A 14,715-nucleotide genomic window follows, 5' to 3' on the forward strand; every position below is an offset into this window, starting at 1 on the left:
TTAAAGCGACAGGCCTACGTCAGGTAGACTTGCCCTGGTAGAAACCAGGAATGCAGAACCCAACCAAGGATTCATCATGGAAGCCAGAACCCTGTTCATCAAAGCCAGCCGTATCACTGAGTCGACGCTCGATCCCGTTCACATTGCCCGTAACAAATCGGCGAATGTCGAAACGACTATCTCGCTGGACACCAACATGCTCATCAGCATGGAAAAAGTCGTCAAGCATGGCAACAAATGGGCGTCTGTCAAAAAACAAGGCCTGCATAATCTAGTGAAGCTATTGCATCGTTGCCCGCCTCAAAGTGTTTGCTTGTCACCTGGATTGGCCCTTAGCGAAATGCCTCCAGAGCTGGCACGTCAAGCAAGTGACGCTTATGAGCTTTTCTGCGCCCAACATCTTCCCCAGTTCATCGATACGCCGAATGCAGTTCACACCGTGTTCCAAGGCAAAAAAGAAGATTACGGTTATGACGACTTGGCGTCAGACGCCAAGGTTACACTTGCGGTACCGTATGCCAGTCTGATTTATCTGAACGTTGCTGATCGAATGAAGTTGAAGCCCTTCGATAAGTTCAAATGGTTTATCGACAACCTTGAGGCGCATGTCGATATTCTGAGTGCCACTGAAATCGAAATCGCCAAATACTGCTTCGCAGAGCCCGACGCACATTCCCGGGAAACCATTGAGTTACGGCGCAAGGTCAGAAACAACTTCCTCAAGACGGGTGAAGAGAAACTGCCGACAACCGTGGCGGATGTAAAGGCGATTGCCTTCAACGGAGCCTCTGATATCCGCCTCCTGCATGCCGCTAATATAACGGATCAGAACGGACTCGACGGAGTTCCACAAGACTGCTGGATAGCCACCAAAGACAAAAAGCTGGTAGATTTCTGCAGTGTTTTCCACCATCTGAAAGCTGATGGTGAAGCCGGTAAATATGCCGCAAAGGTGGTACATGCCGAACATGTTGATGACCCTTACTGGTTGAACGTCGATCGCTATGCGATTGAACGCGTAATGCAACGCCGTCATCATCATGACAAACGCGAAATTGATCATCAGCAACTACTTAGTGCTGTCGATAGCGCGTTAAATGCTGCCACTTTGGCATTTGGTTAACACTGCCCTCCTACTCTGAATGCGGTTATGGATTAACTAAACTAAATGACTGTTTAGTTTAGTTATAAAAAACAACATAATGGCGTTGTTGGCAGCCATGCCATCGACGCTGACGCCGCGGCTATGTCGATCAGAACGACCGCAATTGAGTATGATCCTGCCTTTACCAAGCCCCCCGCTCCATCAACCAAGAGATTTTCCATGCCAAACCAAGACCTGGCCTTCACCCCCGACCTCGATCCGGACTCCATTTCCTCCGACGTCATCGGGTTCAACGGCATCCTAGTTTCCACCCAGATCCCTACCCGCGCCGACGGCAGTCTTGAGCTGGGCGACATCACTCTGCAAAGCGAATGCACCCTGCAAGCCCTCAAAGTGGCCCTGGAACGTGCCGGCAGTTCCATCGATCGGGTCATGCACCTGACCATCTACCTCACCGATATGGCCGACCGCGCCGCCTTCAACGAAGTCTACAAACGCTACTTCGCCAAGCCCTGGCCGGTACGCGCGGCGGTTGGCGTTGCGGCGCTGGCGGTGGAAGGCATGCGTGTGGAAGTCACCGCGATGGCGGCCAAAGGCTGAACAGGTGCCGGTCAGGCAATTCACGGCTACAATGCGCTCTTCCGTGACAAGCCTGACTAAAAAAACTATGTCTCTGCCCAAGCATCACCTGGAATTGCTCAGCCCCGCCCGTGACGTGGCCATTGCCCGCGAAGCCATCCTGCATGGCGCCGACGCCGTGTACATTGGTGGCCCGAGCTTCGGCGCCCGCCACAACGCCAGTAACGAGGTGAGTGATATCGCTCAATTGGTGGAGTTCGCCCGTCGCTATCACGCCCGAGTGTTCACCACCATCAACACGATCCTGCACGACAACGAGCTGGAGCCGGCCCGCAAGCTGATCCACCAGTTGTATGACGCTGGCGTCGATGCGCTGATCGTCCAGGACCTGGGGGTGATGGAGCTGGACATCCCGCCGATCGAGTTGCACGCCAGCACCCAGACCGACATCCGCACCCTGGGCCGGGCGAAGTTTCTCGATCAGGCGGGTTTCTCCCAACTGGTATTGGCCCGCGAGCTGAACCTGCAGGAAATCCGCGCGATTGCCGACGAGACCGATGCCGCCATCGAGTTCTTTATCCACGGTGCGCTGTGTGTAGCCTTCTCCGGCCAATGCAACATCTCCCACGCCCAGAACGGTCGCAGCGCCAACCGTGGCGACTGCTCCCAGGCCTGCCGCCTGCCCTACACCCTCAAGGATGACCAGGGCCGCGTTGTCGCCTTCGAAAAGCACTTGCTGTCGATGAAAGACAACAACCAGAGCGCCAACTTGCGTGCGCTGGTGGATGCAGGCGTGCGTTCGTTCAAGATCGAAGGCCGCTACAAGGACATGGGCTATGTGAAGAACATCACCGCCTATTATCGTCAGCGCCTGGACGAAATCCTTGAAGATCGCCCGGACTTGGCCCGTGCGTCCAGCGGCCGTACCGCACACTTCTTCCTGCCCGACCCGGAAAAAACCTTCCACCGGGGCAGCACCGACTACTTCGTCAGCGATCGCAAGATCGACATCGGCGCCTTCGACACCCCAACCTTCACCGGCCTGCCGGTGGGTGTGGTGGAGAAAGCCGGCAAGCGTGACCTGCTGGTGGTAACCCACGAACCGCTGTCCAATGGCGACGGCCTCAATGTGCTGGTCAAGCGTGAAGTCGTCGGGTTCCGTGCCAACATCGCCGAGCCTAAAGGCGAGTTCGAGGAGGACGGTGAGAAACGCTACCGTTACCGTGTCGAGCCCAACGAAATGCCGGCCGGGCTCCACAGCCTGCGACCGAATCACCCGTTGAACCGCAACCTGGATCACAACTGGCAACAGGCCTTGCTCAAGACCTCCGCCGAGCGTCGAATCGGCCTGTCATGGGTCGCCCGTCTGCGCGAAGAGCGTCTGGAACTGACCGCCACCAGCGAGGAAGGCGTCAGCGCCAGCGTCGCCCTGGACGGTCCGTTCGGCGTGGCCAACAAGCCGGAACAGGCCCTTGAGCAATTGCACGACCTGTTGGGGCAGTTGGGCACCACTCAATACCACGCCACGGCGATCGAGCTGGATGCACCGCAGGCCTTCTTCATTCCTAACTCACAACTCAAGGCCCTGCGCCGTGAAGTGATTGAGGCGCTGACGGTTGCCCGCATCCAGGCCCATCCACGGGGTGGCCGCAAAGCTGAAACCACGCCACCACCGGTGTACCCGGAAGCGCACCTGTCGTTCCTGGCCAACGTCTACAACCAGAAGGCCCGGGAGTTCTATCACCGTCACGGCGTCAAGCTGATTGATGCGGCCTTTGAGGCTCATGAAGAAACCGGCGAAGTGCCGGTGATGATCACCAAGCACTGCCTGCGTTTCTCCTTCAACCTGTGCCCCAAGCAGGCCAAGGGTGTCACTGGTGTACGCACCAAGGTCGCACCGATGCAGTTGATTCACGGCGATGAAGTGCTGACGCTGAAGTTCGACTGCAAGCCGTGCGAGATGCACGTGGTGGGCAAGATCAAGGGCCATATCCTTGGCCTTCCGCTGCCGGGTAGCGGCGTGCAGCAGGTGGTGGGCCACATCAGCCCGGCCGACCTGCTCAAGACCATTCCTCGCGGTACCCACTGAAAGACGGGCGCAGGCTGATCAGGCCTGCGCCCTCACCAACCCCTGCTCCTCCAGCAACCGCACCAGCATGTTCAAGCTCTGGGACACCGTGCCCCGGCGCCAGATCAGCCACGTCTGCAAAAAGCGCAAGTTGTCGCACAGCGGCCAGACACTCACCGCGGTAAACCCCGGCATGCTCTCCAGCATGCTACGAGGCATCAATGCCAACCCGGCGCCGGCGCTGACGCAGGCGAGCATGCCGTGGTACGACTCCATCTCAAAGATCTTGCCGGGCACCGCACCGTCCTGGGTGAACCAACTCTCGAAGTGGTGCCGATAGGAGCAGTTGGGTCGGAAGGTGTACAGGTTCTCGCCGCCGACGTCCTGCCCACGGGTGATTGGCGGGTGGTGCAGTGGCGCGATGATGACCATTTCTTCTTCAAACACCGGAACGCCTTCCAATGCTGGGTGCAACACCGGTCCGTCGACGAACGCGGCGGTCAGGTGCCCGGAGAGCACACCGTCGATCATGGTCCCGGACGGGCCTGTCGCCAGGCCCAGTTCGACCTTGGGGTGCTTCTGGTTGTAGGCCGCCAGCAACGCGGGAATCCGCACCGCAGCGGTGCTTTCCAGGGAGCCGAGGGAGAACGGCCCCTGAGGCTCATCGCCGGCGACGGTCATCCGCGCCTCCTGCACCAGCTCCAGGATGCGCCGGGCGTAGCCGAGAAAACTCCAGCCCGCCGGTGACAGACGCAAACGGCTCTTCTCGCGAATAAACAGGTCCACTCCCAGATCCTGTTCCAACTGCTTGATACGGGTGGTGAGGTTTGACGGTACCCGATGAATCAACTGGGCAGCGGCGCTGATGCTGCCCTGCTCCGCCACCGCCTTGAAAATTTCCAGCTGGACCAGATCCAAGTCATTCTCCAATCGTGAATGAAAGGCTTAGTATTATTCAGTTTCCGGAAAAGCAACAGCACCGTAACCTGAGCTTATTCTTCACTGAGCAGGACGGTGCTATGACTCCCCTTCCCTACGCTGTTTCCATCAACCCGGCCAACGGTGAGACGGTGGGCCAGTACCCTTTTGAAACCCAGGCCCAGCTGGATGCGGCGTTGACACGAGCCACCCAGGGCTTTGCCGCGTGGCGTCGGATCCCCGTCGAACAACGTGCGCAAAAACTGATCGACCTGGCCCGGGTGCTGCGCGACAGCATCACGCCCATGGCGCAGATGATCACCCGGGAAATGGGCAAACCCATCACCCAGGCCCGCGCCGAAATTGAAAAGTGTGCCCAGCTTTGCGAGTGGTACGCCGCAAACGGTCCGGCGATGCTGCAGGCAGAGCCTGTGCAGGTGGACAACGGCCACGCCCGCATCGAATACCGCCCGCTGGGACCGATCCTGGCCGTGATGCCGTGGAACTTCCCGATATGGCAAGTGTTGCGCGGTGCGGTGCCCACGCTGCTCGCGGGTAATACCTACGTGCTCAAGCACGCGCCAAACGTGATGGGCTGCGCCTATCTGCTGCGGGATGCATTCCAGCGTGCAGGGTTTGCCGAGGGCCTGTTCGAGGTAATCAACGTCGATCAGGACGGCGTATCCAAAGCCATCGCCGATCCGCGAATCGCTGCCGTGACCCTCACCGGCAGCGTGCGTGCCGGCATGGCGATTGGTGCCCAGGCCGGTGCAGCCTTGAAGAAGTGCGTGCTGGAACTGGGCGGCTCCGATCCGTTTATCGTGCTTAACGATGCCGACCTCGACATCGCTGTGCAGGCCGCCGTGATTGGCCGCTACCAGAACGCTGGCCAGGTATGTGCTGCGGCCAAGCGCCTGATCGTCGAGCAAGGGGTGGTGGAAGCCTTCACTGCTCGTTTTGTCGCGGCAACCCGCCAATTGGTTATCGGCAACCCGCAGTCTGCCGAAACCTACGTGGGCCCCATGGCGCGTTTTGACCTGCGCGATGAGCTGGATCAACAAGTCCAGGCCACCCTGGCCGAAGGTGCCACCCTGCTACTGGGCGGTAACAAAGTGGACGGTGCCGGGAATTACTATCAGCCGACCGTGTTGGCGGATGTCACTGATCAGATGACTTCATTCAAACAGGAATTGTTTGGCCCGGTGGCGTCGATCATCACCGCCCGCGACGCCGAGCACGCTCTGGCGCTTGCCAATGACAGCGAGTTTGGCCTGACGTCGACGATTTTCACGGCCGACCTGGAGCTGGCACAACACATCGCCGACCGGCTGGAAACCGGCGGAGTATTTATCAATGGTTACTGCGCCTCGGACCCACGGGTGGCCTTTGGTGGCGTGAAGAAAAGCGGGTTCGGCCGAGAGCTGTCGCACTTTGGCGTACGCGAGTTCTGCAATGCGCAGACGGTGTGGATTGATCGTCTGTAGCCTCTGCGACGCAGCGGTTACGGCTATTTCATTCGTGCAGCGCTTTCGCCGCTGCCAACAACCCTTGGAACTTGCGATACCGAGCCTGCAGCGAAAGCCGCAGGCTCGTATCCGGCAGATAACGCGCCTTGACTGGCATCCCCTCCCGCAACAATTCCTGCCCCTGCCTGTTCGCCATGAACCCCAGCTTCGCCGCACCGATGCACGCACTCAGTTCGCTGCCTTGCAAGGTATAAACCTCCCGCTCCAGGATATTGGCCAGCAGTTGCGCCCAATACTCACTGCGGGCACCACCACCCACCAGGGCACAGGCCTGTACTGTTGCGCCGGAGGACTGCACGGCCTGCAGCGCATCCAGCAACCCGAAACCGACCCCTTCCATCACCGCATAACCGAGCATTGCCGGGGTGCAGTCGTGACCCAGGCTCATGAAGCCACCGCGCAACAAGGGATCGTTGTGAGGTGTTCGTTCTCCGGCCAGGTAGGGCAGAAACAGCGGGTTGGACAGCGGTACCGGATGTCCGATCGGCAACATGGCCTGCACCTGATCCAGCAACGCCTGTTCCTCGGCGAACCCCGTCAACCGGGTTACCCAACGCAAGCAACTGGCGCCTGCCAACATGGCACCCATGGTGTACCAACGATTGGGCAACGCATGGCAAAAGCTGTGCACGGCACTGGCAGGATTGCCCGCTGCATGGTCGGTAATAGCGACGATGGCAGCGCTGGTGCCCAAGGTGATAAACCCGTCACCGGCGTTGATTGCGCCAATACCTACCGCTGCCACCGGGTTGTCCCCTCCTCCTCCGGCGATCACCAGACCTGTGGGCAAGCCCAGGCACGTTGCGGCTGTCTGACTCAAGCTGGCGCTGGCTGCGCCACCTTCCACCAATCTTGGCATCTGCAAGAGGCTTAACCCGGTGGCACGCACCATGGGCTCGAACCATTCACGGTTGGCCACGTCCAGCCACAAGGTGCCGGCCGCGTCGGAAACATCGCTGATGCGTTCGCCGCTCAAGCGCAGGCGCAGGTAATCCTTGGGTGACAGCACACAGTCGATGGCGTTGAACAACTGTGGCTCATGTTGCTGCATCCAAAGCAACTTGGGCGCTGTCAGCCCAGCCATTGGCAAACTGCCGGTGACCTCGGCAAAGTCTGGATAATCACGCCCCAAGGCTTCGGCCTGGGCCACCGCCCGGGAGTCGTCCCAGAGAATTGCCGGATACAACACGCGGTCGTCATCCCCCAGCAACACCGCGCCATGCATCTGCCCGGACAGGCCAATGCAGCACACACGGGAGAAAGCCTCGGGCCGCTCAAGGCGCAATTGATCCAACGCACTGAGGCAAGCCTGCCACCAGTCTTGCGGATCCTGTTCGGACCAGCCGCTGTGCCGCCGCGACACCGTCAACCGGGCACCGGCATGGGCCAGGACGACGCCGCACTCATCCAGCAAAATGGCCTTGAGTTCCGAAGTGCCGAGGTCGATTCCGAGGGAAACAGGACTGTTCATACCGATGGTTTTCCGATCAAGGACAGCCGCATGAGTGGCGAATCCGCAAAGTGGGTGCCAGGCGCACGCTGTGTTTTTTACGTTTGGGCGACACCATGCGTTCCAGCAGCAAACTGACCGCGCGCGCGCCCAATTCCTGGACGGGCTGGGCAATCAAGGTCAGGCGCGGCACAAAGAAGTCCGCCCAGTCAAAATCATCGAAGCCCACCAGCGCCATCTGCCCTGGCACCGTGATCCCCGCATCGCGCAATGCGTGCATCGCGCCAAGGGTCATCAGGTTGTTGCCGGTCATGATCGCTGTGGGTGGCGATGGCCGCGCCAGTAACTGCCGCGTGGCCTGCCGCGCCGGTTCACTGTTGGAACCGCCATTGACCAGCAGCGCCGGGTCCAGGGGCAAGCCCGCGGCCTGTAACGCGGCCTGATAACCCTGCACCCGCTCGTCAGTGGTGCCCAACCCGGTGCGCCCGGCGACGAAGCCGATACGCCGGTGCCCATGCTCGATCAGGTGCGTGATCAGGACCTGAGTGGACTGGGTATTCTCTACCCCGACCTGATCAAACCTCTCATCGACCATACGGTCCACCAGCACCGCCGTAATCGAGTTGGCTTGCAGGTACTCCAGGGCCAGCGACCCGTTGGACGGCGCCAGGATGATGCCGTCCACCCGACGATGATGCAGCGCCGTGATCACCCGCAGCTCGTGTTCGGGATCGTCATGGGTGTCGACAAACAGCATCATGAAGCCATGCTTGGCGCACTCGGTTTCAATCGCGTGCACGGTTTCGCTGAAGTAATGGTTGGAGAGCGCCGAGATTGCCACGCCAATGGTGTTGGTGGTCGACCGCGCCAGCGAGCGGGCCAGGGTATTGGGGATATAACCCAGTGCCTGGATCGCCCGTTGCACCGCCTGCACCGTCTCCGGGCTGACCTTGCGGGTACCGTTCAACACGTGGGACACCGTCGACGTCGACACACCGGCGATCCTCGCCACATCATCCATGGTTGCCACGTTGCTCTCCCCTACTGCATCAATGTTTGCTCGACCAGCCGCTGTAGGCACCCACGTTATCGCGGGTGATCAGCTTCGGCGTGAGCAGGATAACCGCTTCGTCCGGGGCCTTGTCGTTGAGCATGTCGTTGCCGACGTTCACTGCGGTCTGGGCCATGGCCCATGGGTCCTGGCTGGACGAAGCCTGGATCGATGATTCGGTCTTCAGGGCGTTCTCGATGTCCGGCGCACCGTCCACGGAAGTAATGATGATGCCGCTGCGTTTCAACTGACGGGCGGCCAGGTCACTGCCGATGGCTTGCGGGTCGTTGATGGCAAACAGTCCGTCGATTTTCGGGAAGCGCGTCAGGTAGCCCTGCATCACGTTCAGCCCGCCTTCACGGGAGCCCTTGCCGTCCTGGTCATCGGACAGCACCTTGATATCCGGCGCGCCGGCCAGGGCTGCTTTACAGCCTTTGACCCGGTCGGTCACCGCCGTCACTTGCGGACCGTTCTGGATGATCACATTGCCTTTGCCCGCCAGCTTGTCGACGATGAACTGGCAGGCCAGCTTGCCGGCCTCGACGTTATCAGTCTGCACCGTGGCGTTCACACCCTTGGCATCAACGTCCACCGCCACCACCACGATCCCTGCATTCCGGGCTTTCTTGATCGCAGAGGCCATCGCCGACGGGTCGACGGCATTCAGCAGGATCAGGTCAACCTTGGACGAAATGAAGTTATCGATCTGCGAGAACTGTTTGCTCAGGTCGTAATCGGCCGAGACCGAAGTGACTTTGACCGACGGGTTCAGCTCCTTGGCCCGCGCCGTGGCACCGTCGGCCAGGGTCACGAAATACGGGTTGCCCAACGACCCCATGCTGATGCCCATGGCTTTCAGTTCACGAGCCTGTACGGCTTGGGACATCAGCACAGCCAGGCTCAAGGTGGCGACAACAGGAAAGATACGTTTGAAGTTCATGATGGCTCTCTTGTGATTGTTGTTGAGAACAGCATTGAAAAATCAGGTCCGCGCACCGGACTGGCGATAGCGATCCAGCGCCACCGCGCCAATGATCACGATGCCCTTGATGATGTACTGCCAGATGTCCGAGACCCCCAGCAGCACCAGGCCGTTGGTCAGTACCGCAATGATCAGCGCACCAATCAGGGTGCCGCCGATGGTGCCGACGCCGCCGGTAAAGCTGGTGCCGCCGAGGATCACCGCCGCAATCGCATCCAGCTCATAGGATTGCCCCAGTTGCAGGCCGTTAGCGGCAAACAGTCGCGAGGCGCTCATCACTGCGCCCAAGCCGGCCAAGGCCCCGGACATGGCATAGACGAACAGCAGCACTTTCCACACCTTGATCCCGGACAGTCGCGCCGCTTCCGGGTTGCCACCCACGGAATAGATCTGCACCCCCATCACCGTCCGCCGCAGGATGAACCACGACAGGCCGATGACGGCCACGGCGATCACCACCAGCCACGGCACGCCGAGGATCGAATCATTGCCGATAAAGGCAAACGGCAGGTCCGGGTTGAATACGGTCTTGTCGTCTGCCAGCAACCGCGCCAGGCCACGCATGGCGGTGAGCGCACCGAGGGTGACGATAAACGGCGGCAAACGCATGAAGGCGATCAACCCACCGTTGACCAGGCCCAGCAACAGGCCGAAGCCGACACCGGCAAAAATTCCCAGCATGCCGTACTGCGGTGACATTGATGCTTGCAGCGCAACCACGGCAGACGCGGCGAGAATCGCCCCCACCGACAGGTCAATGCCGGCGGTGAGGATCACAAAGGTCATGCCCGCCGCCAGCACCACATTCACCGAGGCTTGCTGGGTGATGATCGACAGGTTTTGCACCGTCAGGAAGTTCTCGCTGGCCAGGGCAAAGCCCACCAGCAACAACAGCAATACCGGCAGCATGCCCACCGTGCGCATCAACTCTCGAATGCGCTCGCGCTTGCTGACCGTTGCAAGGGTGTCCAGGGTCATCGCATTGCTCTCCACCTTGTTGGGATCAGCCATGGGCGGCCACCTGCTCGCCACCGGTGGCGAGATCGATAATGCGTTCCTGCGAGATGTCGTGGCCGGACGCCCCGCCCACTTCTGCCACCAATTGACCTTCGCGCATGATCAGCACGCGGTCGCAGGTACCGATGATTTCCGGCAGCTCGCTGGAGATCACCACGATGCCGACGCCGGCTTTCGCCAGCTGATTGATGATTCGGTAGATCTCCGATTTGGAGCCGATGTCTACGCCCCGGGTAGGTTCGTCGAGGATCAGCACATGGGGCTTGACCTCCAGCAGTCGCGCCAGCAGCACCTTCTGCTGGTTACCACCGGATAGCGCACCGACGCTGACCTTGCCCGAGGCGACGCGAATCGACAGCGACTTGATGGCATCAGTGGCCCGCTGCGCGCCGTGACCTCGGTCCAGCACCCCGCCCGCATGGGCATCCGGCACACAGGCGCAGACGTTGATGTTGTCGGCCACACTCATGTCGAGGAACAGCCCCTGGGCCTTGCGATCTTCGGTGAGGTAGACGACGCCGGCACGGATCGCATCCGCCGGATTACGCAGTTGCGTCACGGTCTTGCCCACCACTTCCAGCGTGCCGGAGGTGCGCGGGTCGGCGGCAAAGATCAGGCGTGCCAATTCGGTACGTCCGGCACCCACCAGCCCAGCGATACCCAACACTTCGCCAGCGTGCAAGTCGAAGCTGCACTGGCGTACGCGTTTGCCGTCGGCCATGTCGCGCACCCGCATTACCACGGCGCCGGGGTCGTAGGCGGCATGTTCTTTCTTGTAGAACCCGGAGAGGTCGCGGCCCACCATCATCTTCACCAGCACCTCGGCAGACAGCACGTCCCGGGCCAGTTCGCCGACGTATTCGCCGTCGCGCAGGACGGACACGCGGTCTGACAGCTCGTAGATCTCGGCCATGCGATGGCTGATGTAGATGATTGCCAGGCCTTGGCTGCGCAGTTGCTTGATCAAGGCAAACAGCCGGTCCGTCTCGCGGGACGACAGCGGCGTGGTGGGCTCGTCCATGACCAGAATTTTGGCGTGGGCATGCAGGGCGCGGGCGATTTCCACCAGTTGACGCTCGGCAATCGACAGCATGCTGATCCGGGTTGACGGTGTGAACTCGGCCCCCAGCCGCGCCAGCACTTCAATACAGCCGGCCTCCATACCCTTACGGTCGATGGTCCAGCCACGGCGCAGTTCACGGCCCAGGTAGATGTTCTCGGCCACGCTCAGGTTCGGGCACAGGCTCAATTCCTGATAGATCACGGCGATGCCGAGGGCTTTGGCGGTGCCAGGGTTGTAACTGGCTACGGGCTGACCATCGATACGGATTTCGCCGCCATCATCGGCCTGGTAGGCACCGGAGAGGATTTTCATCAGGGTCGACTTGCCGGCGCCGTTCTCGCCCATCAAGGCATGGATTTCACCGGGAAAGACTTTCAGGCCGACGTTCTTGAGCACCCGCAGGCCGTTGAAGGTCTTGGAGATGCCGCGCATTTCAAGCAGGGGAATTGCAGTGGTTTCAAGGTGCATGGTGACCCCGATATTTTTATTGTTGTACCTGGGTCATCACCGATAACGCCGTATCGGGTGACCTGATTGGGGTCGACTCTAATCAGATAAAATTACTTACGCAAGCGCTTGCGTATGCCTTTTGTCGGCTGATGAAACGTTTCATCAAGCAAGTTTTAGCGCAATAACCGGCACTCGCACAAGGTCATTCAAGCCACCTCCCCAGTGACCTCAAACAACCCCACCAGCTTCTGCAGCTTGTTCGCGTTGACCCTCACCGTCTCCGCGCTGGTCTGCAACACCCCCACTGTCAGGCGCATTTGCTCGGAGGAATGGCTGACCTGTTTGATGGTCTTGCCGTAGTCGAGGCTACGGGCGTTGAGCTGTTGGATGATGCTGAACATGCTTTCCACTGCCTGATGCAAGTGGACGTTTTCCGAAGAGGCCTCCTCGGCCAGGCGCAGGCTGTTATCGACATTGGTCACGCCGTTCTCCATGAAGCTCACCGCCTGTTGGGTTTCCCCTTGCAGCCCTTCCACCATGTACCGAATATCCTCGGCGGCTTTCGAGGTCCTTGAGGCCAGGGTCCGCACTTCATCGGCCACCACAGCAAAGCCGCGCCCGTGCTCCCCGGCCCGGGCCGCTTCAATCGCAGCATTGAGGGCCAGCAGGTTGGTCTGGTTGGTGATATCGCTGATCAACCCGGTAATGTTGCTGATTTGCGCCATGCGGCTGTCCAGGCGTTGCACACTTTCCGAAGAACGTTGCACCACGTCGCGAATCGACTGGGTGCCCACCTGTACCGCCAGAAACTGCTCCCGGGCGCGGCAGACCACTTCGTCCATGGCTTGCTTCATCTGCTCCGCGCTGACCGAGGCTTGCTGGATTTCCCCCAGTTGCTCTTCGACGATGATCATCATGCGGTGGGTGGCATCGGCCACCTCATGGGACATCAGCCCGGCTTCCTGGCTGCGGCCCAGCATTGTCTGGTTGGTATGGCCTACGCTGTGACTGGCTTTGACCACTTGCCCTACTACCGAGTCCAGGCGGTCGATGAAGCTGTTGATCCAACGGCTCATGTCGCCGGTCTCGTCGTTGACCATACGCCCACTGTCCAGGCGCTGGCGCAGGTTGCCTTCGCCTTCGGCGATAGTACGGATCACGTCGGTCATTTCATTGAGCCGTGCGGCCAGTCGCTTGGGTCCCAAACGGCTGAACAATACGGCCGCCGTCAACATGCTCAAGACTTCGCAAGCATCTATCCACGGCTGAGGCAGGCCGCTGTAGTGCTGGACGAGGAAGTTGCAGGCAAACAGCCCGCTCATGGTCGCCAGGTACGGTTTCATCAGGCCATGGCTCAGGGAACGACGGCGATAAACCTCTTCCAAGTCGGCTTCACACATCATTCCCCAGCGGTCCGGCGAGCCGGGCAGTTCGAAGGTCACGCCCTTGCCCACCACCGGAATGTGGCGGTAGTCGGAATAGCCGGGATAGGTGACAAACAGGTTCGAACCCTTGCGGATGGTCTCCCGCACACCGGGGTGCAGTTGTTGGGTGGCGGGGTCGATAAAGCGCAGCTCCAGCTCGGTATGACGCTGGATCTGCACGGTTTTCCAGGGTGTGTGCACACCACTCCTGAGGTTCTCGCCATGGGTGAAGGTGCCGTCTTCGAAGCGTGAGCGAGACAGGGCGATGCCAGGCTGGATGGCCGGATCGAAGCGTGACTGCACCATGAACAGGTAGTTGTCGCCGGACTCGGGGAAGATATGCCCGGCTTCGCGCTGGATCAGATCACCCAGTATATCGTTGGGCACCCGCCCGCAAAGGCAGCCCAATACCCTGCCCTCGCTGATCAGCGGCTGGTAGAACATCAGCGTGACTTCGTCGTGAAAGCGCGAGGATGACGGGCCGATCTGCCAGGTCAGCGGATCGCTGTAGGGGCCGTGGAGAAATGGCGCTTTCAGGCCCGCGGCAAGGGCTTTGGGATGGAGCGCGTGGCGGCCGGGCTGGTTCCAGGTCGACGCCAGCACCTTGCCGGTGGAATCGGTGATAAACAGTTCGGAGAAGTCGCTGGCCTGGCGCAGCTTGTCCTGCAACAGGCTGTTGTCGTTCAGGCTGCTGTCACGGGTAATGGCCGTGGCCAGTTCGGCCAGGTGCTCCCATTGTTCGCGGGCCCAGGTTTGCAGGAGTTTGACCCGGGTGTCGGCGATGGCTTCGAAGGTCTGCTCCATGACTGGATAGATCGAGCGATTAACCCGGCAGGACCCGCCTAGGGCGAACTTGCCGGTCTTGCCCAGCCAAGGCAGCCAGGCTTTCTCGGCGGAGGATAACTGCATGGTGCTGCTTGACAGGTTCATGGCGCACTCCGGGAATGATGTCTAATTGCCATACTTCAAGGCAATTAGTGCGCCAGTCAGCCAGCTTGCCAGCGGTTGCTCCCCCCCTTCTTTTAGTGTGAGCTTGGAACGATATAAAACGGTGCGAAATCAAGAAGGTGCACCAAAATATG

At 60.2% G+C, this 14,715-nt stretch carries 11 protein-coding genes; 4 read left to right on the forward strand and 7 right to left on the reverse strand.

What is annotated here, in order from left to right; all coding sequences use genetic code 11:
• Positions 1 to 76: 76 nt before the first annotated feature.
• The 3 genes from J7E41_RS12490 to J7E41_RS12500 all read left to right on the forward strand — a co-directional run bounded on the left by J7E41_RS12490 (position 77) and on the right by J7E41_RS12500 (position 3,773).
• The gene (locus tag J7E41_RS12490; RefSeq protein ID WP_214993292.1) at positions 77 to 1,123 is read left to right on the forward strand and encodes a hypothetical protein; all 1,047 of its coding nucleotides are present in this window, start codon (positions 77 to 79) and stop codon (positions 1,121 to 1,123) included.
• Positions 1,124 to 1,324: 201 nt separating this feature from the next.
• Positions 1,325 to 1,705, forward strand: a complete 381-nt coding sequence (locus J7E41_RS12495; RefSeq protein ID WP_214993294.1) for a RidA family protein — start codon at positions 1,325 to 1,327, stop codon at positions 1,703 to 1,705.
• A gap of 67 nt (positions 1,706 to 1,772) precedes the next feature.
• Positions 1,773 to 3,773, forward strand: a complete 2,001-nt coding sequence (locus tag J7E41_RS12500; protein WP_214993296.1) for a peptidase U32 family protein — start codon at positions 1,773 to 1,775, stop codon at positions 3,771 to 3,773.
• Positions 3,774 to 3,791: 18 nt separating this feature from the next.
• On the opposite strand, the gene ptrR is transcribed toward J7E41_RS12500, so the two are convergent.
• Positions 3,792 to 4,670, reverse strand: a complete 879-nt coding sequence (ptrR, locus tag J7E41_RS12505) for a putrescine utilization regulator PtrR (protein WP_214993299.1) — start codon at positions 4,668 to 4,670, stop codon at positions 3,792 to 3,794.
• Positions 4,671 to 4,771: 101 nt separating this feature from the next.
• On the opposite strand from ptrR, the gene J7E41_RS12510 reads away from it, so the two are divergent.
• Positions 4,772 to 6,154 (forward strand): aldehyde dehydrogenase family protein, encoded by a 1,383-nt coding sequence (locus J7E41_RS12510; protein ID WP_214993302.1) that lies wholly within the window; start codon positions 4,772 to 4,774, stop codon positions 6,152 to 6,154.
• 28 nt (positions 6,155 to 6,182) lie between these two features.
• Here J7E41_RS12510 and xylB read toward each other — a convergent pair whose 3' ends face one another.
• The 6 genes from xylB to J7E41_RS12540 all read right to left on the reverse strand — a co-directional run bounded on the left by xylB (position 6,183) and on the right by J7E41_RS12540 (position 14,563).
• Positions 6,183 to 7,667: a xylulokinase gene (xylB, locus tag J7E41_RS12515; protein WP_214993304.1), complete on the reverse strand. Its 1,485-nt coding sequence runs from the start codon at positions 7,665 to 7,667 to the stop codon at positions 6,183 to 6,185.
• Between the two features lie 16 nt (positions 7,668 to 7,683).
• Entirely contained in the window at positions 7,684 to 8,676 is a 993-nt protein-coding gene (locus J7E41_RS12520; protein ID WP_214993306.1) for a LacI family DNA-binding transcriptional regulator, read from the reverse strand.
• A 19-nt stretch (positions 8,677 to 8,695) separates the two neighbouring features.
• Positions 8,696 to 9,637, reverse strand: coding sequence for an ABC transporter substrate-binding protein (locus J7E41_RS12525; protein ID WP_214993309.1), 942 nt, complete (start codon positions 9,635 to 9,637; stop codon positions 8,696 to 8,698).
• Positions 9,638 to 9,679: 42 nt separating this feature from the next.
• A complete protein-coding gene (locus tag J7E41_RS12530; protein WP_435304123.1) occupies positions 9,680 to 10,657 on the reverse strand; it encodes an ABC transporter permease subunit in 978 nt (325 codons plus the stop codon).
• A gap of 25 nt (positions 10,658 to 10,682) precedes the next feature.
• Positions 10,683 to 12,227: a sugar ABC transporter ATP-binding protein gene (locus J7E41_RS12535; RefSeq protein ID WP_214993313.1), complete on the reverse strand. Its 1,545-nt coding sequence runs from the start codon at positions 12,225 to 12,227 to the stop codon at positions 10,683 to 10,685.
• Positions 12,228 to 12,415: 188 nt separating this feature from the next.
• A complete protein-coding gene (locus J7E41_RS12540; protein WP_214993314.1) occupies positions 12,416 to 14,563 on the reverse strand; it encodes a methyl-accepting chemotaxis protein in 2,148 nt (715 codons plus the stop codon).
• Positions 14,564 to 14,715 lie beyond the last annotated feature (152 nt).

The sequence above is a fragment of the Pseudomonas fluorescens genome (assembly GCF_018614655.1).
Taxonomy (GTDB): Bacteria; Pseudomonadota; Gammaproteobacteria; order Pseudomonadales; family Pseudomonadaceae; genus Aquipseudomonas; species Aquipseudomonas fluorescens_BX.